This window comes from Paraburkholderia sp. EG286B, from assembly GCF_040965655.1.
GTDB lineage: Bacteria > Pseudomonadota > Gammaproteobacteria > Burkholderiales > Burkholderiaceae > Paraburkholderia.
In genome coordinates, this window is sequence record NZ_JBFRCF010000010.1 from 1 (window position 1) to 23991 (window position 23991).

The following is a 23991-nucleotide window of genomic DNA, read 5'->3' on the forward strand; positions in this document are numbered from 1 at the left end:
GACGATATCGCGGACCCGTTCTGAATCAACGCTCACCGGTGGCCGACATCGGCGGCCCATTCGGTGTTGAGCGATTTACTCGACCTTGCGCCGCCGTTTAGTGTCGGAATTACACAGCCGTCAACACATGGCCATCAGCACCCGCCGAATTCGCGTAGCCTTGCAATTGCGTGGCGGCAGCAGTCCAGACTTCAGAGTGGTTGTTTCGCTTGGCCTCTATCGGCACAGTGTGACCAATGGCCGTAAGCGAAATAATATCTGCTCGCGTTTCTTCAGAGCGCCTTGCCTCTGGCATCGGCGGTGCAATTTTGTATGGCTTCAGCCGGTCGCGAAGACGTTCTAGAAGCCGGTCTCGACATTCGTTCTCTATCAGTGGCCCTGTTGGCTTACCTTTAGAGTCAACATTCCAGTAGCGTTTCCAAGGGGTTACGTCGTCCGACCGAAGCTCATTAGCCAGTCTGCGCAACTCCTCCACGACGACTGAGAAAAGGTCGGCACCATTGGCTGGTGGGCCACCTTCGAGTGCTGACCTGATACTCTCGGGCACCGGATGAGAGAAGCTGCTGTCGCGCCTTCGTCTGTTGAAGATAGCAGCAGCATGCTGAATGAATCCCTTCCAGGACGCGAGCGACGACTCCTTTAACAGGCGCTGTAAAACATCTCCAGCTTCTTGCGCATCATTTGCCGATAGCCATTGCAGGGAGGTCTGGACGATTTGTCGTGCGCGGCCTTGTGCTGAACTGGTTTCCAATCCGTCTGACGGCAAAACGAGGATGCCGAACAGGCGAACGGCGATATCCGAGCGGACAATGCGAGCAGAGGTTTCAGATGTCGCTAACAGACCAGCAAGGTCGTTACCGGAAAACGAATCGAGCAGGTCAACAAGCCCTTTGCCTTCGTTGTCGCGCAGGAATTGCTCGCCATATTGTTGCGGGTTGAGATAGAAAAGCGCGTATTTCCATATCACGCGGTTCAATTCTGGTACCGATTCGTCGATGAAGTTGCTTCCCGCGATTTCTAGAATCCGTCTCGGTGCAAGAAGCCGTGACGCTGCATGCATAAGTTGCTTGAGCACATCGGCGGGAATATCCTTGTTCTCAACTAACAAGGTCTCAATAGCGCTACCGACTACGTGCGACGCACCAGAGGTATCTGTCAAAAGCTGCGAAATAAGGCTGAGTTCAGTTGCCCCAGCGGCTAGCGCCGCGCGCCAGAATTCAGTAAGGCTGCGGATGCCGGCGGTTGGTATCTTACAAATTTGGAGGCTGGCCCACTTCTCCAAGCGTTCGCGCCTTTCTCTAGGTTGCACATAATAGCTCAACCGCAGAGCCGAAATCGCGATTTCAATATCGATGAAACTAAGTGCAGACGACTCAGACGCTTCAAGCATTATATCGACGCCAGCAACGGCACCAATCTCAACGGCATAGTGCTGATTTTGTGCGGCCAGTTTGCCGATATCAGTCACAGTAAGGCCTCCGAGACGGCTTGTCGCTGCGGCGTGGAATCCGGCCGATACGGCAGCCGCTACCGGAGCGTCGGAATAGTAGATGACGCGATTGAGCCCGCAAGGAAGGTCGTCGTGTGACTTGGGGGCAAAATACAATTCAGCTGCCCAGCGTAGCACGTTCGGGTGTTGGCCTGCAGCGATTTCAGCTAGTAAAGGCGTGAGCTCTTCGACGTTTGAAGCGGCCGTCTGCGCATCGTCTGACGACCTGTCGATTCGGTGCGCCGAAAGTCCGCGAAGCTCATTAGGCCAGTCGTCCTGAATTAACCGAGTGAGGAGGTCAGGAAACTTGTGGTCGTTGAGGAGCGCCTCATGGACGGCCCAGAAGCAAGCGTCTGCTTTCCCTAGCGTATGCGCACGAACAATTTCAACGGCAATAGATAGCAAGTGCTGACGAGCGCCGGAGGTGGCCTCTTGGCTAGCCTTTTGCAACAAGCTCTGAATCATAGGGGGAGATGGCTGCCGTCTTGCAAGTTGCGTATATATATTCCCAGGTAACCACGGAGCATCCGACTGCTCGCTTGAGGACAATATTGCGTCGAACAGCGCAATCTCACGTTCTTCATTTTCTGACATCCAAACTGCAAGCGCCTCGCTGCTTTCCTTCTTCATAGCAGTCCAAATGCTCACATTGAGATTGCGCGCCCACTCCCAGACGTTCTCTCCGCTGAGATTGGGCGTTTTTCTTATCATGGCGGCGAGCAGTTGGTCCAGTAGCTCGTCTACTTCCCAAGCGCGTGGCCGGCGTTGCGATTTGCTGCGCCAAGACGAAACAGGCTCGTCAAAGAACCCGACAGGTGGTTCTGCACACATCCGGAGTCTTAAATTTGTCAGATGACCAATCGTGTTGTCTTCCGGACATTCCTCGAAGCTCGAGAGAATCGACTTAACAATTGATTGCTCGAGCGGACCGGCAGCGTGTGCCAAGATGAGCTCGGCGCGGACTTTTTCTCTTGCTATCGATGGGGCTTCAATTGCAAGGGCGTCGAGCAGGCCCTCACGCTCATTGCGAATATCAGGAGAATTTAGCCATGCCCTCACGGCTCGGACACGGTGCCAGTCTGGTCGCTGCGAATCTAGGGCAATATTTCGTAGCAAAGGACGGATTGAGGCAACTGGCTTGCCTGTGGACAGTACCTCAAAAATCGTAACGAGAAGGTGTCCCTCGTTATCTTGACCCTCTAATACCCGCGCGAAATCGCCGGCCAGCTCTTCACTGGCCAGGCCGCCGAACGCCACCACCTCAGTGCCGAGCCAGCCACCGGACGCGCGAAAGTATGGGTCTTCTTTGGTCAGACTGAGAAGAATCGTGCGCCTTAAGTCAACTGGAAAAACGGAGGCGTCTCCGTAGGCCAGCACGGATACGGCATCCGCTTTAACCAATCGTCCAGCTCCATCGATATCTCCGCAAGCGGACAGATGGGCTGCAAACCACGCATATAGCCCGCGTAGCTCCGTCGGCGGAGAGCCGTCGAACCCGCTTACCAACGCGATAGCTCTTGAGAGTGGGAGCGCAGCGAGTGTGTTTTTACCGGCAACTGTCAGTGCCAGAGTCCTTGCGGCAAGGAACTCCGCAATCGTTCGATGCATGGGTTCAAATTGCTTGCCTTCGCCCTTGAAGAGAGAGCTGTCAAGGACATCGGACAGCTCTCCAGGGTCAATTCCGAGGTCGTCTGCATCCACCAGCCGCCGAGGTTCGATGCTCGCCTTTGCCTTGCTCGAATTGGAGCGCCAGATGTACTCCGCGCCGGACAAGAGCATAATAAGACTTATCCGGCCGGCGAGCGCTAGGCGCTGTTCTGCTGAATGGCGCGGCTTACCTTCATAGTCGTCGTTATCTTCTTCTCCCAGCGCTTTTGTCGCTGAGGCGAACAACGCAAATCTTCCTTCCGGCCACACCGCCCCGTTTTGTTTGACTGCTCGATGCATGAGCTTGACGCTGAGTGGCGTTTGAAGCAAACCGTGGGCGCCGAAACTATAAGCGGTCTCGAGAAATTGCTCAGGCGCTTCTTCCTCAAGATGGCGCAATATAGCCAGTACTTCCGTATCTTGGAGCGGTTGCAGTTGCACAACGATTGGCCTTTCGCCATTGGTCAACTGCAGAAACGGTTTGATATCTGCGTCGCTGCGCCAATCCTCGGACCGACACGCAATACGCCATCTTGTGGGTTTGGCCACGCTCATGGCCGTCGTTAAGTTCCACGCTTTATCGGTGGCGCTACCCTCGCTTCGATACTCGTCGATAGCGTCCACATAAAGTGTCTCAAGCCGGTCTTCGAAGTGAGGATTTCTCGGGTCAGTTTTGTACGTCAACTCCCGTGCGGTAAATACGACGGTACCTTCTTTCGCCGCCTCCGCCTTTAGAGTTGAAGTCTTTCCACTCCCTGGCTCACCCAATAGGACGACAAATGGATAATTGACCAAGTCGCTCACATACCTGACTTCTTTGGCTCCGTGCACCTGGGCGCCGATGACCGTTACGCGCCGATTAAGAACTGGCGGCTCGGTCGAGACTTCGAATGAGTGGGTTGTTGAGCTCATGGTTGTTTTAATCTGGTCGTTATCGTGAAATTATATCTTTGAACCCCTTGCATACCGAAGGCTATCCACCGCGCTTGTCACGATGACATTGCTGGCCTAATTTACAGGCGTCGATTGCTAAATCTGTCTTGCGGAAACTCAATCTTCTTCTCTGCTTGAGGCGTCGCGAGGTGCAGACATAGCGCCATAGGACTATCGGCAGCGCAACGTGGGGTGCCCAACAGTCCTGTGGCACTCGCACGCATGGTAGATAGCCAGTTCGGAAACGGAGTGGATAGGTAGATTGTCTGCGCCGCGATACCGAAAGGGGGAGCTATTGCGACGCAGCGACACCGCTTCGCGACGGTCGTCCCATATCAAGGACGAGAAAGGTCATGACGACTTCACGAGAGTCAACCGTGTAGAAAGCATTGAATCCAGTCGGTGAGGAATCGTAGTCGGGTAGGTTTTCGACATCCTGATAGCTAATGCCACTCGGAGGCTTGGCGCATGTTTCCTTCAGGAAGCTCGCGATTCGCGCGCAATTAGCGCCGCGAGAGTAGGTGACGTGAAAGAAGAATCTGCAGCTACCATAGGCAAAAAGCTTTTCAAAATGTAAGGTGAGATTGTTCGTGTCGACCGACCGAACAACGAGCGCCTCGATGACAGCGAGCTCTGCAGTACCCTTGCTGATTACGATGTCTCGCTCACCTACGCCACCGGATGGTGCCCTGCCGCCGCGAGGTTGGTCTTGCACTGCCCATTGTGGGACGAGCAATCGCGAGAGAAGGAGCTGCTTCAAAACACCAGAGATATTGTCTTCCAGGCGGAGCATTCCAAGGTTTTCCATCATCGGCGCAACGGCAACGAGGCTCGCGCATGCACCCCGCACCTGCTCCAACAAATATAGGTCGATGCGGCCGCGTTCCTGGAGTACTTGCGCCTGCTCATCGTGTCCAAGCCGAGCCAATGCCTCGAATGCATGTCGCAGACCGGGGATTGGGTTGCTCTCGGCCGCAAGATTCGGAACGTTAGAATAGGGGCGGTGCGTGTCGATGTTTTCTCTTACTGCAGCTAGGAACTCGGTGCGACCAAAAGCTCTCTGGACTTCGGTAAGAGCCGTAATCGCCTCCTGCCTGCTACCTAGTCTCGCCATAGCTACTGCGGCAAAGCCCTCGACGTGCGCGTCGTAGCCTGTCTCTCGCAATTGCAGCGACAATTCAAGCGCCTCTCTCGGCTGACCCACAGCCAACTTAAGCATGATGCGATTCACATTGAACGACTTCAGGTCGCGAGGCGAGTGCTGAATGAGAGGCAATACGTCTCGCTCGGCTTCACTAAGAATACGCTTAGCCTCAGCAATGTCGTTGCCTGCAAGTACCCGGAAGACGTTGTCGTTCAAGAGTCGATGAACTCGGCTAACGAAAGCGTTGATGGCGTATGCGACCACTGTGGGATGTCGCTCGCTTAGGCGGGCGAAGGTGGCATCGGCGCCCGCAAAATTCCCACGCTGTTTCTTCAACTCGGCCAGCGCGCGATAGAAATCGAGTGCATCGTTTGCATCACTTCTCTCGGCGGGTGTTAAGTCTTCTGGAAGAGCATACGTGGCAAGGCCGTCCCAGTCAGAGCGCATAACTAGCAATCCGAGGTCGACCCGAATCCTGGCTACCTGTCGACCTTGTATCTTTCCGACGGTGACGGCGTTGCGTTCCTCTGCAATAAACGCTTCTGCCGTTTCAGTGAGGCCCGTCGCGAGAAGTGCATTTATTCTCGCCTGCAATGCAGGAAGACTCCATACGCTAGAAGATGTTTCTGGCGTGAGTGCTCGCAGCCGGTTCACGATTAACGCGTTGTGACTTGCCGGAGTATTCGCGATAATTTCGGCCAAAGCGGCCGGCTCCTCGACTTGACACAGTTCGGCGACTAAGGATTGCAGGAGGTCGCCGTCAACGCGGCGCAATGCTGCGGCCAAATCAAGTGAAATGGAGGGCTGATTGGGGCCCAAAATGCCTGTCGTCAATCTGACATTGAACGCATCGAAACGGTTGCGCTCACTGTGCTCAATTGCACCAGTGTGTATTGCGACACGCAACCCGCCAACTAGTTCGGGAGGAACTGCTGTCGGCCACGCCGCGATAGCGCGCGCGAGCAAGTGGACGTGAAGTCTAATGCGTCTGATGAGTTGTTCGCGAAATACGTACAGCTCGCTAGCGTCGGTGGGGTTCTCTCTCAGCCAACCTTGAATATCGAGTGGTTTGAGGAATCTCTCACGTACTTGCGCTTCGCACCTCAATGCGAGTTCGCATAACAAGCGCGAACTGTTGAGGTCCAACTGCCCAAACTGCAGTAGACCAGCCTTGGGCAGAACCATGTCGAGATAGAGGGTTACGATTTCATTTGGTTCGACAGAATTTGCAACGTCTCCTTCCGTGGCCATGTCCAGCGCTGCGCAGAATGCATCTGCCGGATAGACCTCGGTTCGCGCGATAGCAAGCAGTGAACGCAGTACCTCGGTCTTAAATGTCGCGTGGGTCGCGCTCAGCCCGCTACGAAGCAACGAAAGGGTTTCACGTCGCCGGAATGCTTGGTTGGTATTCAGACTTAGCTTAAAAATTTCGAGATATAACGCGGCAATCTCGTGTGAGGGTATCCGTTCCGCTTCAATGTGGTTTGACAGGATAGCGAGCGAGTCTTCAAACGCGAACACCGCTGTTGTTTGATTCGCATAGTTTTCGTATGAGCGGTTCCATCCACTTCCTTTGGAGTCCCAACGCGCGACGAGGAAACACGCTAGTGGGCAAGTCGACGCAGACATCAGCATATCTGCGAGAATCACTGGCGTGCTCGTTGCTGCCATGCCAAGTTGCGCTAGCAAGATAGGTCGCTCGACCACCAAGTCGAACAGACGTGTGGCCCATGCTGCGCGAATAAGCGGGGACTCTTGCAACTCATTCGTTAGCACCGCCATTAAGCTATTGCCATCATTAAATGCGAAATCGGCGAACGCGTGCTGCATGGCGTGGCCCTCCATGCATCGAAAGCGCGAAATCGTCGAAGCTGGTGGCGGGGGCGGCGTATCGTCGAATTGATTGACTCGATGTGGCTGCATTAAGCGCATTGGCGCGGTAGCAAACACTTGCAGCTCTACCCAGTTTGGCGATACAGATGGTCGAGCAAGGACATCGAGTGCCGTGTTGACGAAGGATTCGACCTCATTCGATGCGAGTATTTGAGTCAATGAAAAGGAGGGAGCTCCCAGAGACCGCCAACATTTCGTCCAGTGCTTTACGTGTCTCTCCAAATTGTCTGGCGAGATGTCGGGACCGTGCGGAGGGGTGTCCCAAATTCGTGCTGCAATCCACTCTGGAGAAATACACGCTATTTCGGATGGGTGACGCGTCCCTCGCATGACATCGTTCGCGAACTCCCGTATTGACTCAGCTGGGACAAAGTCTTTGGAAAACGCGTAGCCATCGATGCCACGTGCTTCGATTATCGCCCTGAGGGGGGCCGCAATAGCTTCTTTGCTGCGAAGGACGGTCATTAAGACACTACTAGGGACAATGACCGTGCCCCAAGCTATATAAATCCAGCCTTGATTTACCAACTCGTCAAAGGGCGGCGGTGGCGAGAGCGCATCGAGACTCGGCGGAGTGGAAATGATTTCTGAGGTAACACCCGGCAGCGGCGGTTCGCTGTCGATTTGTCTTTTGTCTCCATAGGCCCCGTTGTTGGTGCCGATGGAACCCACTTCGGGGGTATTTCCTTGCGCCGAAGCAGTCGGGTCAGATAAAAGAGAACCCGCGTTCTCGGGCGGAGTGCTTGCTGCCGTCGGACTAAGTGCGACGGCTTCGTTACCCATGTTCCGACTGTCCTGCTTAGACGATTTCAGCAGTGCGTCTCGCGCCAACTCATATGCATCGCGAGCGCGTGAAACCTGGTCGGCGGATAGAAATATGAGATTCCGGTAGAAGTCCACCAACTCGGCATCAAAAACCGGTGGTCGCACTGCGGTGTTCAGTCGCCCAGATGGAACACCGTGCGAGGGCAGAAACCGCTGCAGCCTGTCGCGTAACAACTTCCGGGTTTCAACCGGTACCCCGATGCTTTCGATTCGCCTCATCTTTTTTCCTAGCGACTTTTTGAATCGCGTTCTATTCCCAGTGCGAAAGTCTACAGGGATGTGCACATGTGCAGCAGATTACCGTCGTTCCCACTTGATGGGCCCGATTCTCTGTAGTTCGTGCATCAGGCGGCGTCTTAGGTGCCCCAAGGACTTGCGGGCTTCCTCTACGGTCGCGTGTTCCTTCTGCAGGCGCCAGTAGCCCTCTGCAGCAATCGCCTCAAGTTCGGAGATGGCGTACCGCCCAGTCTGCACCTCAAGCGCGAGCCGACCAATTTCATCCCCTGGATACCGGTTCCAGAGGCGTCGCAACTCGTCGTCAAGCGGCGTGACGAACGGCGGCAGGCCGTACCTGCATCGTTCAGCGCGCACGCGGCGGTCGCGATGCCACGGTAGGTCGGCAGCCGGTGGGTCCACGGCTGGGCCGACCGAATGCATCCGGTCCCGCTTCGTATGGTCGAGCCGGTACACGCACATGTCGTAGGCGTACCAGTCTGACCGGGCTTCCTCATCCGTAAGCCATATCGGCGTGGGAACGAAGCGCGTTTTGACCTCGTCCCAGACTGCCCACCTGTATTCCCAAACTGGCTCCATGACCTGACAAAAATACTGTATGGATGTACAGTGTACCCGGGAACGGAAGCGGGCGGGCAAGATTGCCTCGACGGAGGAACACTATGTGCACGAACTACGCGGCGGCGCGCCGCGACCGGATATTCAAGCGGTTCGGCGTCGAGCCGCCCGATAGCCCGTGGCGAGACGAGGTGTACAAGGACTATCCGGCGCCAATTGTCAGGTGCGTGGGCGATGCCGAGAGAGCCGACGTCGCAACGTTCGGGATGGTGCCGCGCAAGCACATTCCGCCCAGCGTGCTTGTCTTCGACACAATGAACGCGCGCGCGGAGACAGTGGGCGAGAAGCGTAGCTTCAGCGGCGCATGGAAGCGGCTGCAGTTATGCCTCATCCCCTGCGAAGCGTTCTACGAGCCAAATTACGAAAGCGGGAAGGCTGAGCGATGGCGCATTAACATGGCTTCCGGCAAACCATTCGCGATTGCCGGGCTTTGGCGCGAGTGGGATAGCTAAGCAACGCACGGCGCACGGCAACAGCGCGCTGCACTAAGAGCTGGGCGAACGTTAGGCGGTTGACGCTCACTGTAGGGAAGCAGGCATCACGCTCGTGGCACGCGCGAAGAAGGCAGCAGGCGTTACTCCGAGATTTCGGCGGAACATATCGGCTTGGAACGCAAGCATTAGTCGGGCGCTTTTCTAGAGCCTTGTAATCGAAACTGCGTTCTTGCCAGTGTTATCCGACGCGGATGCAGCCATGGCGTCATTGGCCGTGCGGAGAATCCCCAACGCTTCCAATGGCGGCTTTAGAGCCTCGTCATATGACGTGCCTCCCATTTCCTCCAAACATTTCAGCAACGAACGTGCGATAGAGCATGCCTTCTCTAGGTCTTCTGGACGAAAGCGCGGAGGCCGTTCGGAGTACCACTTCTCTTCTCGGACTCCTGCGTGCATTTCCGCGACAGCATCGCGAATAACGTCGGTGCGTTCTAGCAGGAGCAGCATCAAAGCCGCTCTTCTGAAGCGCACCATATCTTGGGGCGATAACGCCACCAGTGCGAAGAAAATCTCATTAATTGTCGACGCGGCACTCGCGGCTTCTGCCTGAGTTACCGCTCGAATCCACGTGGGGTTGTCTATGTCTAGCAATGGAGGCTCCAACTATTTTGCAAATGGATAGTTGTATGTTAGACGCGAAAGGAAACAAACTTGGGCTGCGGTGTCGTCCACATGCCTCAGAGCTGCATTCACTCGGGATGAGAAGAAACGGTACTCCTGCTTCGAGAGTAGATGGTCCCTGCAGCTCGCGCTGAACTGACATGCAGCATCGATGTCCGGCTTCGCGGCTTTGCACTGTTCAAGGAGCGCTGCCAATTGTGACCGGACTTGCGGCTTGAATAGTGCATAAAACCAAGTCATCTTGTGGTGAAGGCGGACGTTCGAGGGCTGTGGCTCGAACGCAGGGTGGGTCATCTCCACCAGAAGGCCCTCGTGCATTGCCTCGTGTGCCATCCACCGCAAAGCACTTGTCGACAAACCGGACTCATCTTCGGGATAACCACCGCCGACGTCGCCGTGGGCACCAGGGAACCAGACTTGCTTGAGGTGTTGATGGTTTCGTTTGTTCTCCCAGAGGAGTACCGGGAAGTGCTTCCGCAATTCGTGTAGCGCCATCGCGTGACGAGCGTGCATCACATTCGGGGGCACCTCTACATCGTGATACTCTGTTCGCTTGGCGATGCTTTCTGAAATGCGCCAAGGCAGTCCTAGGGCGCCAACCGTGTCCCATACACCAAGGAAGTGAATAGGCAAGTCGTTGAGTTCGGGCTGGGGCGCACTCGCCCCTGTCAATTGAAGGAGATATTCCTTTAAGTCCGTCGCAACTTCGTCTGTTCCAGATTCGTATATTTTGTACGCATCGGGAATCCTATCCTCGTAACCCTGCATCAGGATTCCGACTTTTGAGATGAATCCGGCCAACGAGCGTGCTGCAAAGGCACCTCGGCTGAACCCGAAAATGAAGATTTTGTCTTGCTCGCTCCGACGATACTCCTTGCAGAGAAAGGCATAGGCTTCCCGTATTCTTGCTCCCATGCCGTATCCGAACGCCCCGCCGGTTAGGCGGTTCAGTGGCCAAACTGAAGCTCCGAGAGGCGGTGCTGCCCATCTTTGCACGTTGTTGTCCGGGCGTGGAGCGCCAAAGGCTGAACCCATCCGGCTCAGCTGAGCGTCGGTCCCCACTCCGGGCAGATAGTAGACGGTCTGAATTCCTGGCTTTTGTTTGAACCGGCAGGCTTCAAACAGTTTGCCGACGTTGGTCTCGACGTGCCCATCGTTTGCTTCCCATGTGCCGTCAATAAAAAGGACAATATTTTTAGCCACTTTATCTGATTGGAGTTACGGAGCGGGTAACGACCGTCAGTATAGTGCTCTTGCCATCTGCGTGGCCGGTGCGCTACTCAAGGTGGTGTGACAGGCTTGGTCTGGTGAACGTCAGAAGCATTGACCGAGCATCGGGGTTTAGTTCGGTACCCAAACGAGTCAGGAAAAAGGGCTGCTCACGGGAGTAGCCCAAAAGCATCCGCTAAAAGCATAACTTTCAGCCACGAGGTGGCCTTGACGGAGAAAACGTGGGAAAGCGTAAGCCTGTTCAGGAAGCAGGACATCGAGCGCGCTAAATGAAGCGCCCCGGTGTGCTAGGATGAATCGCATGGCGCGCTTGGAGACCTCATATGGAGACGTTCACTGACAACTTTCTAGGGCTCAGGATTCATGTGCAAATCTTCTCCAATTCGTCTGGGGAAGCCGACGTCTCTTGCCGCATCGTCGACCGAGCTGACCCACGTCTCGCACCACTCTCTGCGGAAGGCATGCGGGTGCTTGGCGGTCCGTTTCCTCGTGCCGCAGCGGCACGCATCGGGGTCGCGTACTGCATGGGCGTCATTGATGGCTATCGCGACGAAGACGACGAGCGCACTTTTCATTGACGATGACATAGGGCCCGAAGCAGGCTAGGGGGCAAATCTCAGGCAACCCCGAGGCGTTCGGTTTTGATGGTGGCCAGTCTGCTGCCGGCGAACGGGTCATTGCCCCAATCGACACTGGCGCGCTTGCCTGACACGGATTCATGCGTCCCGCTGATTTCAAAGTGCTTAAGCGACTGTCCCGCGCTAGTCGCTTGGACCACCCATTGAGGGGTGTCGCCTTCGCCGTCCCAGGTATTTCCAAAGGCGTCACGGTAGCGCGCCGCTCGCAGTTTCTCTTGGTCAGCCGCGATTGACGCGGCTACATCGTCTGGTTCGATTCCCAGTTCGGCCATCCTGCGGCGCAGGTAGGCCACAATGCTGTCTCGCTTTCGTTCGTCCATCTACGTGTGCTCCGCTCTCAATACAATTCTTGAGCAGATGAGTTCAAGTCGTCTGTCACCAGGATAACACAGCTTGAACCAGCGTCCTCGGTGGCGACCGTCCAAGCCAGAGGATAAGATGGCGGGGGGCTAGTGACCTTCCCCCTCAGAAGTATCCCACTGTAAAGTTAGTGGCGCGGACACGGAGAGGACTGCCATGCATTCTAGAGTCAACTCAAGATTAGCTGGCGAACGCACGCACCGTGGCCCAACGACGACCAGGTGGAGCAGGACTATCTGTTGTCCAAATCCGTGGCAGCCATTTTTTGGGACAAGTTTCTAAGTCAACACGTTGCCATGCGAGGCGGAACAGTACTGCACAAAGCCCATCTCGCGCCAGCGGTTCGATACTCGGAAGACATCGACCTTGTACTCGTGACTGACAGAAAGGAAGCCGCCTTTCGAGGCGGCTTTTTTCACTGTGGATTGTTAGCGGAAAGTGCTCCTGGTGCCTTCTGCACTGCAGCTTGCAGCGCACTGTTGTAAATGTTTTCGTCTAGGTCACTGAACGGCGCCGTGCTCACCGTCACTCTGTTTGCTGTCTGGCTTACCTTCACGAAAGCGTCCCCGTAAATGCCCGCGACTTGCATCTGCTTGCCATCAAAGCGGTTGTATTGAAGCTGCCAAGTTGCGCCTGCCGGTATCGTGATAGTCCGAGACTCATCCCAGCCAACGTCAATGTTCGACGAGGTGGTAGTCGAATTCACGACAGGCTTTTCTTCCGTGTATAGAATTTTAAAATGCACCTTCCCGCTCGTGCCCGCGCCGTGATGCTCGGTCGACACACAAACGCAAGCTGTCGTTGCCGTGCTGCATGTACGCTCGAGCCACCAGTCTTGCCCGACACCCTGCGTGCCTTGGTGCCAGGTCACCTGCCACTGTGTCGAGTCAGGCACTACCGCCCACCCCGAGTCAGGCGTTGAAAAATGAAGTGCAAGGTCGGCGTGCTCACCACCGCACTTAATATCGTCGTCTGCCGATTCCTGAGCCATTTCCGGAGATACCTTCGTCTGCTTTGCCATGCCGGGAGAGGTTGTGGTGACGTCAAGCCGGACAGTTCCTGGAGTTTTAGGCAAGGTCGCCATAGCCAAGGAAACAGAACTCGTGCTCTTTGACGGGAAAATAAGAAACGTTTTGGTGCTGTAGGGGATGTTCACTGTCGCGTAGCTGACGGTTAATGCGTTAGGCGATGCTCCAAATTCAGATTTCGGAATATCAAAGCCTAGTTGAGTCGACGTACGCAAGGTCGCAGATAAGGATTTTCCGTTAATGCTCAATGTCGGCAAGTAATCGTTTCGCAAGGAATCGTAGAAATCCCCATCAAGCACCAGATGTACGGTGCCGCTCGGCGGATTCACCTCGAGAAAAGCTGGACCATAGCTCAAGACCTGAGGGAATGAGTTGCTAAACGGAAGGTCGTGAATGGTGGAGCGTACCTGCGTATTGAGAGATGACAGGTCTTTGTATGTTTTGTTTTCGAAATCTGTCGCGACGGATGCGATGGAGTTCAGGCTGTTCTGTTCGGCCCCGGACACTTTGTCAATGGTCAGGTCCAGCTCACTGTTGTATGTTTCCTTTGCCTGCTGAATTGCAATATAAACTTGGCCACCGGCCTGAGCTTCAAGAAGCTGGCCGTTAGCTGCTGCATTCGCGATAGCGTCTTTAATGTCGTTGCCAAGTTTGTCAAGCCCTACGCCAATTGCTAATCCACCGACGGCGCTTCCCCAATCTGCGCGTGCAATGCCTGGTGAAGCAAACGCTACCAGCGGAATGAATACGATAAGGGTGTGCTTCATCGAGAACCGGAATCCTTTCATTTTCCTTCTCCTTATTTCGAAAGAGCCGAATACTCCTTAAGCTCACAACCGAACATGGCAGCGGAATGGTTATTGCAGCCGCCACCGTCTAATGTAGACGTCGGGCACCACTAAATCTAGATTCGTAAACTTAGGAGTGCGTTCCAGTGAACTTGGAAATGAAATGAATGCGGACGTCTTTCCGCCTTGCAATTTCTACGGCGGATGAATATCACGGTCTACGGTTGAAAATCGCATCCCACGGTGATGTTCGCAAATGGCCAGTGCGTGGATTAAGGCTCATCCGCCGACGGGACCCAAGCATTCGGGCCGCATGCAGCAGCAAAGGCGAAGGACGGGGCAAGCTCCTCATCTTCGAAGCTTCGTCAGTCGCACCGACTGCGGCGAAGAAGTCCGCGAAGGCCGGAAATTATGTGAGAGGTCCGCAGCCAGCGCTTTATCGCGACCCGAAGTAAGGTGCGACGTGGAGCAGCCGTGGTCGCGCGCCGGCTTGGCTCGTTAGCGTTAAAGACCGCTCGAAGTTTCTGATTGCGGAGGCCCGGAAAGCGGTGAGGTGAGTCCGGTGTATCACGCATTCTCAGCGACGTTGATAATTCTCGAAGCAGCTGAGCAGTCGCGAGAAATAGGCAACACGTTCAGGTCGAATGGGTGGCCGCTCAACAGAAATTTCGGCTGATGGCCGTTAAGCCGCCGAGCAGGTGCGACATGTCGACGAGCCGTTGTGCGACCAGGTGGCGGACCTCGCCTTCGCATTGCCACGTTCCGTGCACCGCAAGCAGTGACGCACCCAGGGCTTCCTGTCGGAACTTCTCTTGCAGCGACGGCCAGATGATGACGTTCACGTTGCCCGTGTCGTCCTCGATGGTCACGAACATCACGCCGTTCGCGGTCCCTGGGCGCTGACGTACGGTGACCAGCCCGCAACCGCGAGCGAGCCTACCATTGCGGTACGTCATAAGCGTTGTTGCAGGGACGAGACGCTGTTCGAGAAGCACTGGCAGCAGCAGCGAAAGCGGATGCCGGCCCAGGGTAAGACTCATTGAGTTGTAGTCAGCGACGATGTCTTCTCCTTCCGACGGCGCACCGAGCACCGGCGTCTCTTCCTCAACGCGCGCATCGGCGAGGATGTTGCGGTCGGGCACTGTGGCCAAGACCTGAAGGTCCTTCCCGTCGAGCTGCGCGCGTTTTGCAAGGTCGCTCACAGTCACGAACTGCCTCACTGCCCTCGCTGCTTCAATGCGCTCTGCAGCGCCGTCCTTCGTGCCCTTCAGCAGCGAAAGCCCAAGACGTACTGCCGGAGTCGATGCAGATTCGTGACGCTCAAGGACCGAGTCCCAGCCGCTGATGGTGACGTCGGCCGGCAGCACCTTCACACCATTACGGTGAGCGTCCTGAATTAGTGCGACGCTGAGTAGAAGCCGAGTGGCATGCTGTTCAGCATCGCAGCAAGAAACGCCTCCGGCTCGTTGCACTTAAGCCAGCTGCTCGCATAGACGAGCAATGCGAAGCTTGCCGCGTTCATGAGCTCCACAGGCAGGCCGAGATATGAGAGCCCCAGCGAATTGGGAACATGCGGGGGCTGCAGCAGCGCAATCGGCCGCGTGCTCAGCTCCGCGAGCGCCGGCTTCAGGAGCCGCATCTCGCCAGTTCCACCAGCGCGCTCAATGGCCATCCACCGCCGGGCAGCTCGGCCGACAGGGCTGCGTAGCCTGTGTCGACCGTCCTACCATGGGCACGCGCGAACTGCGACCCGCGCCAAAGCGACGGAAGAATTGACTCAATGTGCTGGGGCAAGGTGGCCATTGCTGCAAAAAGTACTGTATGAATGTACAGTATCGTATAGGCCCCGTTTGTGAAGTGTCCGTTTTGGGTCGTGACCGGAGACGAAGATGGATATGCCTGTGTGCAAGCACCCGATGCCGGAGATTGCGACGTTCGTGGCCGAATTGCGCCAAGCGTTCGGGGATGCGAGCATTGACCAGGCGGTCGCGCGTGGCAAAGCGGGCGAACCGACGTTCTTCGCGCGCGAAAATGGCCGGACGGTGGGCACGAAGGCTGCCGTCGCAGTGAACAGCTGGCGCGTCGACGGCAGCGTGCGGGACCGGCACTTCTGCCGGGGATGCGACGGGTCATGCATCGGTAGCGAAACCCGGTGCAGTCAACGGAGATGACGCATGTGCTCCTCGGCTCAAATCTGGGCGGACTTCTAACGCGAGCAGGCGCAGCATAAGGCTGCATCGCGAATGTAGTACTAAGGCAAACGCACGGAGGAACATCCGCATGCTTGGAAAAGGTTTTGACTGGCGCAATTTAATGCAAATAGCATAAAATCCACTGCTGACCTAAAGTCTTGCGAAGATTTGCCGTTTAAAATCGCCAAAGAAGAATTAGGCTGTATAACAATTTATGCTATACGAATAATTCAGTTGCCACATCGGACGTTCGGTTGAAAAGCCGGGCGAACAAGAAAAGCGAATGGTGATTTGTGAATAATTGGCTACGGGATTCGATTTCTGAGGTTATCAATCAACGATTAAATGACGATGCGCGAACTACAAGTACAACGTATTTGGGGTGGCCGCGTAATCGAATTTTTCGCGATGTGATTGGCGGTGGTCAGGCGGACTTCGATACTGGCGTTGGACATTTGACTCCAGACGACCGCGCGCTTCTATACGCAAAATACAACCAAATACGTCACCTTGATGAGCTTTCGCATGCTTTCGGACGTTTGCTGGGACAAAGCGAAAAAATCCATAGACCGACATTGATTGATATTGGCTGCGGTCCTTTTACTGCAGGCCTTTCTTTTGCAGAGTGCTTTGGCGCGCAAGGGCCATTTCGCTACTTTGGTGTAGACCGCGCTCACAGTATGTTGCGACTAGGATATTCGCTCGCGCAAGAGGCGAAGGGCCGCGATGCGATGCATCCTCAGACAACACTGAATTTCGAGCGGAACCTTGGGGACCTCGATTTCGGGTATTCGCGGGGTGAGTGGACGATTGTCGTTGCGTCATACTTGCTTGCGAGTCCGACGGTTGACGCCAGTGAACTTGTGCGTGAAATCGTTGACGCGCTCCAGCGGGTAGGCCCCGGACCCGTCGCCGTCCTGTACACCAATAGTGCCCACGAATACGCGGATGCCAAATATCCGCAGTTTCGCGATTCCTTCGTCGAAGCTGGATTTACCGTAGAGGCCGATGAAATCGAGTGGTTTACGGACACGTCTAAAGAGCCAAAGCACGTGCACTACGCTCTTCTGTGTAGACCAGCGCAGACGACGATTGCCGTCCCGGGAGTTTTGCGATGAAGTTGCCAAAGTTGGACGAACTGTTTAACGAGCAAAAAAGAGTGCACTTCTGGGAAGAGGACAGGAATCTCTTCGTTGCTGGCCCGCCAGGTTCAGGGAAAACAAGTCTCGCGGTTTTTAGAGCTAAATTCCTAAAAAATCTCGGGAAGAGTGTGGCCGTTGTAACGCGCAACAAAATGTTGGCGGCGTTGACATCTCAGCTCGACGGAGATGGATTGAAGACGTACACGATGAATCAGTTTGTGGGGACCGTCTTCTACGCACGGACAAAAAAATCGTTGCCTCAGTTCGCCCCGTTTGTTTATAACTGGGCCGCCATCATGGATGCATCGGCTGAGGTCGAAGAGGTTCCGAACCTCGACCACCTTATCGTTGATGAAGGTCAGAATCTTCCAGCGGCGTTCTTCAACTGGGCAGTCCGCTATGGTGCAAAGAACCTGACGGTTTTTGCGGACGAGGACCAGACCACCGATTCTGAACGCTCTTCGTTCGCGGATATCTGCAATGCAGGTATGCCTCTTCCAGAAAGACTGACCATGAATCACCGCAACACAGCGGAAATTGCAGCAGTTGCGGAGCACTTTCATCGTTCGAAGTCACTGCCACCTGCGATTGTTCAGCGGCGTCGAGGAGGTGAGGTTCCCCGCCTAGAGCGCTTTCAAAACTGGGATGACCTTGTCGCTCAGGTGTCGCGACGTCTCGTCAACCGCGCTCAAGTGATTGGGGTCATCGTATTTCGTCGTGACGAGGTACAGCTCTTACGTGACATGCTGAAAGCTGCGCTCCCGGACGACGCACGCGTCGAAGCATACGTGAGTAATGGGCCCGACCTGCCGAATAGTTTTCGCTTGCTTGAGCCGGGTGTAACCGTCATGAGCAGCGAATCCGCGATTGGGTTGGAGTTCGATGTTGTATATTTGCAGAATTTGCAGAGGTCGTTGCCGTGCCTCGTCACTGAGGATTTTCGTCGCATGTACATGCTGTGCGCGCGGGCACGTGATAGCCTCGTTTTGGTCAATGGGCCAGAAGCGTTGAGCCCCAATCAGATATCGCAACTTCCAGGTCCAGATTTACTCTCCAGATGACAAGAAAAACTGAAGCTCAATTGGACCTGCTCCCTGTCGACGGCGAGGGTCGTACTGGCTCCCGCCGGAGGGAGGATGCGCACCCGCGTTTGGCGTTTTCGCTCGATAGCATGGATTGGTTGAGCTTCCTAGCGGATGAATGGTGGGTGTCACCCGTTAGCGATGACGCTGTCCGTCTGGGGCTTGGAGGCATCTGCGGAGAATCAACGGGGGAAGGCACGTCCGTGGTGGTCTGGGTTGACGCACACCGTCTTCCGAAGTTAAGTGTCACCATACATAACAAGCGAGGATGGCGCGAGGGGACCATTGAGGACATAGCCGATGGAGACACTGAAATTCTCTTCGCCGGTCCAATACCGCTAGCTGCAGTAACGGCCTTTTCCGTGGCAAGCGAAAGAGACCGGGCTCGCTTGGCCGCAATGAGCCAAAGCTACAGCAATGTTGGAGCCTCGCCGCATCCCATAGATGTGCGAGCGACTGTCGTCCGGCCCCCTGCCTCCGGCGAACCAGTGGTCAGCCACCGCTATTGCCCACCGCGCAAATGGAACGCCATTCGAGGGGCAGCCGCGATGTCGCTGTACGCTGTGCCGCTCATTGACCCGTGGCTGGATGTCTTCTGTGAGTCGCTTTCGGCTGATGGCGCACGAGCAAATGCTGCTGCAGCATTGGGAGCGCCGTGGCTTGCCGCACCGATTTGGGAGAGGTCGTCGAGAAACGTGGCGACGATGCCGCTTTGGGCGTCGATGTGCGAAATCCTTGGTGCCGTCAATTACAGGGAAGAGTGGAGGCCGTCGGAGCTGCTCGACACGATTGTCGAAACCGCTGTTGACCTGGGAGCGAACGCAGCGAAGCTAGGCGAGCTCCGGGAGCACACACACGCACTTTTGCTCGACAGAGTCTCCATCGATGCGCGGCGGGCGCAGCACGACCCGCTGGGTTTGGTGCTGCAACTTGTATTGCTTCGCCCAACGGTAGACCAGTTCGTTACCTGGCTGGAAGACCAGCGGTCGATGCCTCCCGCAGTTTGGTGGAGCGGAGCGATGCTCTCTGGTCTGCTAACCGGGATGCGCGACCTCGACCCGCAATATAGAGGTCCGAGAACTGCTCGGGAATTTATGGCAGTGCGTACGTGGCGGTTGTTCGGTAGCGATGGGGCAGCAGCGGCAAGCTGGCCCGACTCGTACGGTGAGAAGCCGACATGGACGTTGTCCAGCGAGAAGATTCAGTTCGTAGATGATGCGCACGCGTGGGCAGAGCGAAAGCAGACGCGCCGTGGGGAATGGTTCCGCGCGAACTTCGACGATGCGCCAACGTATCAGGCCGCACTTGCGCTTTCGAGACGTATTCAGCCGGCGGCTTTGCGCCGCTGTATCCGGATTTCGGATGCTGAGCTTCCCTTCTCAGGAGAGGGGAAGCTCAGCATCGATAAGGGGGGTACCAAGCTGAAGGTGAAAGGCTCGGTAAGCATCGCCCTGAGCGACACAGTGTCGATTGAAGACGAGCTTGATATAGACCAATTCAGAGACTGGATTGTCGTTGGAAGCGTTGCTGAGTCGCTGCCATCGGTACCCGCGTCTGGCTTGCCCATAGTGAGCGAGAGGGTTGTGGGTGAGCACGCAGAAGACTCTTTGTCGCTGAACAGAATTGAAAAACAAGTTCAGCGACATCCAGACGACCCGCCAGGGTTGTCAATGATTCAGGATTTCATTTCGCAAGCTGAAGAGCAGTCACTACTCGAGCAGATTGACCGCAGCTCTTGGCTTACGGTCCTCGCCCGTCGTGTACAACACTACGGTTGGAAGTACGACTATAAAGCGAGAAGCGTAGAGCCAAATGCTTACATCGGGCCTCTTCCGAATTGGGCAGCTGAACTAGCCGATAGGTTGATGAAAACCGGACTCGTCACCCAGAGGCCTGACCAAGTCATCGTCAACGAGTACGTCGGGAATCAGGGAATAGGAAAGCACGTCGATTGTCCCGAATGTTTTGAAGGCGCAATCGTGACCATAAGCCTCGGAGAAGCTTGGACCATGCAGTTCGTAGAGCGCAACGGGACCGGAAAGGTCGGCAGACTTTTGCCGCGTTGCAGTGCCACGGTCCTGGATGGTGAGGTCCGCAGTAATTGGACACACGAGATTCCGAAGTTGAAGAAGGAAGGTTCAGTTGTCCGTGGCCGGCGAATTTCGATTACCTTTCGCAAGGTTGTAGCCAAGGCGGCGAAGCCGAAGCGCCAAGCGCGACCAAAGAGCTTCGAGTCATAGTTTGCAATGCAGGTGCGGCCTTTGGGTCTCCCCTGCCTAGCGGGCGTGCTGCCTTATAATCCGCAGCCTGCTCGGCACCCGCCAGTGGCAAAAGGAGACTCAGAATGCCCTCAACGCCTGACGAAGATTCCACTGATGGTGTCCCGTTGCCTTGGGAGGACCCGGTCATCATTGCGCTGCGCGATTTGCAGTGGATGAAACATGCCCGTGACAGCCGGAGGTCGATTGAGGCATGGCTGCGTAACCCAGGTGACGAGGAGGCTCAACAATCCGCGCAGAAGGCAATTCAACAGCTCAACTCGCCTCCGGACATGCTGCTAAAGCTAGATGGGAATGCTGAGAGTGCAAGCGGAGATGTGCTCACCTCATCCCGTCAGAAGTATTTCTTGCTTGAGGTCAAGGCCGGAGAGAGGGCCATGCGTTCCGAGCGGGACAAGTTCATGGCAAGGTTCATGAAATCGCTCGAGTCCAAGGCGGGTGGCGATGTGGTCATCAGCTTTTCTAAGCGCGGACATCACCTCCTTTTCCCCGAAGTGCGTGGCCGTGAGAGCAAGCTCGGTGAAGTTAGTGTCCACCGTATCAACCTCCTTTGCACTGGGTATTACGAGACGATTGTCAGGAACCCAGCAGACCCTAGGCCGCTCGACAGGCTTGATGCAGCAGAGCTACTTTGGGGCACGCAAACTTTGGGTCTAGACCTGTCGGAAATGTCCGCCTACCTTAGGGCATTGTCCGAAGCGCACGACGGAGATGGCGGTGCTGGAAGCGTGAAAACGTATCCCCTAAAGGTTATTATCGCGCGCAGTGACGGACTGTACTATCCCTGCGGAGACTTGGCCGCCTTCCATCGCGCAGCACATGACTTTGGTGCTGCCATCGGCAAAGTGGGTAGCGCCGAAATAGCTGGACGTGCTGAGGAACATTACAAAATGTTCAAGCACGCAATTCGGAACTATCGCATTCAGATTGACTCACCGGAACATACTCCCGGGACCGATATCATTATTTCGCCGACGTCATTTTTGGACGGTGGTAATTCGCGTATGAACTAGCTATAACGACCTGCCGGTTAAAGGCACAGCCAAGAAGTCGTCAAAGGCGCGCGCGGCCTCGTGATTCGAGGCTCTGTGATGAGGTCGATATTCTATCGAGCAGCGTGTAATCGCTTGCTGCTCGTAATCGCGCAAGGTGCGAATCGCGGCAAGGCCACTCAGGGGAAAAGCTTGTGGACAGAATCTTCGTAGCGCTGCTCCGCGTTCAAACCTGAGGTGTCCAGCCCGTATGTCCTTAAAAGCCAGCGCGACTCGCCGCCGGCTTCACCGTCGACAGTTGTTCGACCATGTAGGCCGATACGATTGTTAACTAACAAAATGTCGCCCGGAGCGATTGCGACGCCGGTCGCACAGGTTTTGCAAGCGTTTGCGAACGCCTCGACGGCATCTGCAGCCGCTCCCTCTTCGTCGTCTGCGCCTGCGCTACTGTGACTGAAACGGACCCACAACTGGCCGTTGACGTCGAAGAGCAATTCTCCGCCGTCGACCTGGTGTTCCTCTCCAAGGATGCGCTGCGTCCCGTCTCGGAAGGTTCCTTGTGCCCGGATAATGAACTGAGGCTTCTTCAACTCAGCGATTTGGCCTTCCGTAAGCTGCGGAAGAATCTGCGAAAGCGGCATTACAGTCGTTGCGGCATTCGTCGGGTTGCGTAGACCGGCCAGGCAAACAAAATCTGGCGACGGTGAAATACGCACTTCCTCGCTATCAAACTGTCCACGGACCGGAAAGCTCACCGCGTCTGTATGCCCGTGCATCGAGCTGCGTGACTTCTCCGGGACGTAGCCGTCACCCGGGATGATAACGAGGTTGACAAACAACTCGCCGTCGTTCTCGGAACCATACGAAACGGTTTCGAGCCCGAGCGTCGCAATTGCCGCAATCGACGATGCGCGGGCGAGAAGCGTGCCTTCCGCGTCTGGGAGCGGCAAAAAATCTTCTGGCGTCGCTGGGAGGCCCGCCACGTCGAAGGCGTTAGGCAGGTGGATGTAGGCCTCCGTCCATGCCTGCTCCCGAAGAGCGTTCAGGTCCGTACCTGTTCGCGCCAGCTCGTCACGAACCAGCCTGCTCAGCTCTTCGCCGGTGCTGACGGGGTCCGCGAGGCAGTCGCACGCCTCTTCAAGTGTCATTCCTGCACGCCAACGGTGCACTGCTGCTCGGACAGCGGCGGAAAATTCAGCGTGAATCAGGGTGGCCCCCAAGTTTGATATATTGTTGATACATGCTTATACTAAATACAAACCAACATACTGTCCAGCATGCGAGCCAAGATTCTGCCCCAAACTGATGCCACGCGCGCGGCCCACTTGTTTGCTCAATGGGCTCATCTGATTTGCGTCTTGTCTGCGAACGCAAGATTCCGTACGGATGCTCGAGACTCGGCTGTGAGGTGTACCGTCACTCTTCCGAATGAGGAGGTTCTCGATGTGTCGGCTAGCTCAGCTGAAGCGGCGGCATTGGAAATGATGAGCACGCTCAACTCTAGGGTGCTAGAGGCACACAGCGAGACAGGCTGGGACACTGAATACCAAAAAATACTCGATAAAGGTAATGAGCCCACGGAGGCAGTTATGCATAGCGAATCTCAGCACCGCGCCAGTGAAACGAGCCGTACGAAGGAGCGCCAAGACACCATTGGTGTCAGCAGCAAGAGAGCGCTGCAAGTGGCTGTGGGCGAATTGGCAGACCTCCGGGGGGATTCGGTTGCAGCTGTCGCGCGTGAACTCGTGGCGGATGGCTTTGAGGAATTTGAAAAGAGGAGTCGATGCGAAAGTCCCACTAAGCTTCTCTTGAACTATGAGTCGAGATTGTCTGCTCTTGACGGTGATGACACTGTTCAATGGATGGTCAGGTTGAGCCGCCATTTGTCTATCCGACTGAAGCTAACTGCCAAGGAGTATGGGAAATCCTCGTCGCAGCTTGTTGCAATGTGCATGGCTGATTCGCTCTCTCGGCAACAGCGCCTAGCTGAATCGGCTGCCACTGAGACAGAACTTGTCCTAGCACGAGCCGCTGTCGCAGCAGTCAAGGGACCAAAAGTGCGGCGATTGGCGGTGGACGTAGGGATAGGGAGCTATGCCCCTCTTGTCAGTGGGATGCTTGCAGGAACTATCGAGACACCTCCAAAGTTGCTTGATGCTATATCGGCGAATCTGGACGTATCCCGGATTGCACTTAAACAAGTGCTCGCCGAATCGTTTGAAGAGTCTACCGTGCCGGCATTCAAATCCGAACATGTGAAGCCACACGTACACCTTGAACCTCAAAAATGGGAAGATGCAGTCAGGTCATTGGCATTGTCCGATGACGAAACTACCAGACTGATGAAGTTCAAAGACTAACG

Annotated in this window: 16 protein-coding genes and 3 pseudogenes; 10 read left to right on the forward strand and 9 right to left on the reverse strand. The window is 55.6% G+C overall.

Going from position 1 to position 23991, the window contains the following annotated elements:
* Positions 1–109 precede the first annotated feature (109 nt).
* Together AB4Y42_RS21920 and AB4Y42_RS21925 are read right to left on the reverse strand one after the other, a co-directional pair.
* Positions 110–4048, reverse strand: a complete 3939-nt coding sequence (locus AB4Y42_RS21920) for an NACHT domain-containing NTPase (protein WP_368695334.1) — start codon at positions 4046–4048, stop codon at positions 110–112.
* Between the two features lie 313 nt (positions 4049–4361).
* Entirely contained in the window at positions 4362–8150 is a 3789-nt protein-coding gene (locus AB4Y42_RS21925) for a hypothetical protein (protein WP_368695335.1), read from the reverse strand.
* 677 nt (positions 8151–8827) lie between these two features.
* Between AB4Y42_RS21925 and AB4Y42_RS21930 the strand changes: the two genes are divergently transcribed.
* Positions 8828–9235, forward strand: a complete 408-nt coding sequence (locus AB4Y42_RS21930; RefSeq protein WP_368695336.1) for an SOS response-associated peptidase family protein — start codon at positions 8828–8830, stop codon at positions 9233–9235.
* 183 nt (positions 9236–9418) lie between these two features.
* On the opposite strand, the gene AB4Y42_RS21935 is transcribed toward AB4Y42_RS21930, so the two are convergent.
* Positions 9419–9868 carry a hypothetical protein gene (locus AB4Y42_RS21935; protein ID WP_368695337.1) on the reverse strand — a complete coding sequence of 150 codons (450 nt, stop codon included), beginning with the start codon at positions 9866–9868 and terminating at the stop codon, positions 9419–9421.
* A gap of 12 nt (positions 9869–9880) precedes the next feature.
* On the reverse strand, positions 9881–11101 hold the full coding sequence (locus AB4Y42_RS21940; RefSeq protein WP_368695338.1) for a DUF2235 domain-containing protein: 1221 nt from the start codon (positions 11099–11101) through the stop codon (positions 9881–9883).
* A gap of 350 nt (positions 11102–11451) precedes the next feature.
* On the opposite strand from AB4Y42_RS21940, the gene AB4Y42_RS21945 reads away from it, so the two are divergent.
* Complete coding sequence (locus AB4Y42_RS21945; protein WP_368695339.1) at positions 11452–11706, forward strand: hypothetical protein; 255 nt, start codon at positions 11452–11454, stop codon at positions 11704–11706.
* Between the two features lie 38 nt (positions 11707–11744).
* Here AB4Y42_RS21945 and AB4Y42_RS21950 read toward each other — a convergent pair whose 3' ends face one another.
* Positions 11745–12086 (reverse strand): H-NS family nucleoid-associated regulatory protein, encoded by a 342-nt coding sequence (locus tag AB4Y42_RS21950; RefSeq protein ID WP_368695340.1) that lies wholly within the window; start codon positions 12084–12086, stop codon positions 11745–11747.
* A 291-nt stretch (positions 12087–12377) separates the two neighbouring features.
* Here AB4Y42_RS21950 and AB4Y42_RS21955 point away from each other — a divergent pair, with 291 nt between their 5' ends.
* Complete coding sequence (locus AB4Y42_RS21955; protein WP_368695486.1) at positions 12378–12611, forward strand: nucleotidyl transferase AbiEii/AbiGii toxin family protein; 234 nt, start codon at positions 12378–12380, stop codon at positions 12609–12611.
* Here AB4Y42_RS21955 and AB4Y42_RS21960 read toward each other — a convergent pair.
* On the reverse strand, positions 12542–13942 hold the full coding sequence (locus AB4Y42_RS21960; RefSeq protein ID WP_368695341.1) for a hypothetical protein: 1401 nt from the start codon (positions 13940–13942) through the stop codon (positions 12542–12544). The genes AB4Y42_RS21955 and AB4Y42_RS21960 overlap by 70 nt on opposite strands.
* Before the next feature lie 383 nt (positions 13943–14325).
* On the opposite strand from AB4Y42_RS21960, the pseudogene AB4Y42_RS21965 reads away from it, so the two are divergent.
* A pseudogene (locus tag AB4Y42_RS21965) lies at positions 14326–14472 on the forward strand (H-NS family nucleoid-associated regulatory protein); the annotation flags it as partial.
* A 126-nt stretch (positions 14473–14598) separates the two neighbouring features.
* Here AB4Y42_RS21965 and AB4Y42_RS21970 read toward each other — a convergent pair.
* Both AB4Y42_RS21970 and AB4Y42_RS21975 read right to left on the reverse strand, forming a co-directional pair.
* Positions 14599–15461, reverse strand: a pseudogene (locus AB4Y42_RS21970) (OB-fold nucleic acid binding domain-containing protein); the annotation flags it as partial.
* A gap of 6 nt (positions 15462–15467) precedes the next feature.
* A pseudogene (locus AB4Y42_RS21975) lies at positions 15468–15745 on the reverse strand (recombinase RecA); the annotation flags it as partial.
* Positions 15746–15831: 86 nt separating this feature from the next.
* Between AB4Y42_RS21975 and AB4Y42_RS21980 the strand changes: the two are divergent.
* The 5 genes from AB4Y42_RS21980 to AB4Y42_RS22000 all read left to right on the forward strand — a co-directional run bounded on the left by AB4Y42_RS21980 (position 15832) and on the right by AB4Y42_RS22000 (position 21650).
* Entirely contained in the window at positions 15832–16113 is a 282-nt protein-coding gene (locus AB4Y42_RS21980; RefSeq protein WP_368695342.1) for a hypothetical protein, read from the forward strand.
* A gap of 314 nt (positions 16114–16427) precedes the next feature.
* Positions 16428–17252, forward strand: a complete 825-nt coding sequence (locus tag AB4Y42_RS21985) for a hypothetical protein (RefSeq protein WP_368695343.1) — start codon at positions 16428–16430, stop codon at positions 17250–17252.
* Positions 17249–18337, forward strand: a complete 1089-nt coding sequence (locus tag AB4Y42_RS21990) for an AAA family ATPase (RefSeq protein WP_368695344.1) — start codon at positions 17249–17251, stop codon at positions 18335–18337. The genes AB4Y42_RS21985 and AB4Y42_RS21990 overlap by 4 nt, the downstream gene beginning before the upstream one ends.
* Before the next feature lie 569 nt (positions 18338–18906).
* On the forward strand, positions 18907–20598 hold the full coding sequence (locus AB4Y42_RS21995) for an alpha-ketoglutarate-dependent dioxygenase AlkB (RefSeq protein ID WP_368695345.1): 1692 nt from the start codon (positions 18907–18909) through the stop codon (positions 20596–20598).
* Between the two features lie 104 nt (positions 20599–20702).
* Positions 20703–21650, forward strand: coding sequence for a hypothetical protein (locus tag AB4Y42_RS22000; RefSeq protein ID WP_368695346.1), 948 nt, complete (start codon positions 20703–20705; stop codon positions 21648–21650).
* 158 nt (positions 21651–21808) lie between these two features.
* On the opposite strand, the gene AB4Y42_RS22005 is transcribed toward AB4Y42_RS22000, so the two are convergent.
* A complete protein-coding gene (locus tag AB4Y42_RS22005; protein WP_368695347.1) occupies positions 21809–22777 on the reverse strand; it encodes a hypothetical protein in 969 nt (322 codons plus the stop codon).
* A gap of 333 nt (positions 22778–23110) precedes the next feature.
* Here AB4Y42_RS22005 and AB4Y42_RS22010 point away from each other — a divergent pair, with 333 nt between their 5' ends.
* On the forward strand, positions 23111–23989 hold the full coding sequence (locus tag AB4Y42_RS22010) for a hypothetical protein (protein ID WP_368695348.1): 879 nt from the start codon (positions 23111–23113) through the stop codon (positions 23987–23989).
* Positions 23990–23991: the final 2 nt, after the last annotated feature.

Excerpts from the sequence above, each read along its gene's own strand:
- AB4Y42_RS21920 (WP_368695334.1), bottom strand. The coding sequence starts at position 4,048 with ATGAGCTCAACAACCCACTCATTCGAAGTCTCGACCGAGCCGCCAGTT.
- AB4Y42_RS21925 (WP_368695335.1), bottom strand. The coding sequence starts at position 8,150 with ATGAGGCGAATCGAAAGCATCGGGGTACCGGTTGAAACCCGGAAGTTG.
- AB4Y42_RS21930 (WP_368695336.1), top strand. The coding sequence starts at position 8,828 with ATGTGCACGAACTACGCGGCGGCGCGCCGCGACCGGATATTCAAGCGG.
- AB4Y42_RS21945 (WP_368695339.1), top strand. The coding sequence starts at position 11,452 with ATGGAGACGTTCACTGACAACTTTCTAGGGCTCAGGATTCATGTGCAA.
- AB4Y42_RS21950 (WP_368695340.1), bottom strand. The coding sequence starts at position 12,086 with ATGGACGAACGAAAGCGAGACAGCATTGTGGCCTACCTGCGCCGCAGG.
- AB4Y42_RS21960 (WP_368695341.1), bottom strand. The coding sequence starts at position 13,942 with ATGAAAGGATTCCGGTTCTCGATGAAGCACACCCTTATCGTATTCATT.
- AB4Y42_RS21980 (WP_368695342.1), top strand. The coding sequence starts at position 15,832 with ATGGATATGCCTGTGTGCAAGCACCCGATGCCGGAGATTGCGACGTTC.
- AB4Y42_RS21990 (WP_368695344.1), top strand. The coding sequence starts at position 17,249 with ATGAAGTTGCCAAAGTTGGACGAACTGTTTAACGAGCAAAAAAGAGTG.
- AB4Y42_RS21995 (WP_368695345.1), top strand. The coding sequence starts at position 18,907 with ATGTCGCTGTACGCTGTGCCGCTCATTGACCCGTGGCTGGATGTCTTC.
- AB4Y42_RS22000 (WP_368695346.1), top strand. The coding sequence starts at position 20,703 with ATGCCCTCAACGCCTGACGAAGATTCCACTGATGGTGTCCCGTTGCCT.
- AB4Y42_RS22005 (WP_368695347.1), bottom strand. The coding sequence starts at position 22,777 with ATGACACTTGAAGAGGCGTGCGACTGCCTCGCGGACCCCGTCAGCACC.
- AB4Y42_RS22010 (WP_368695348.1), top strand. The coding sequence starts at position 23,111 with ATGATGAGCACGCTCAACTCTAGGGTGCTAGAGGCACACAGCGAGACA.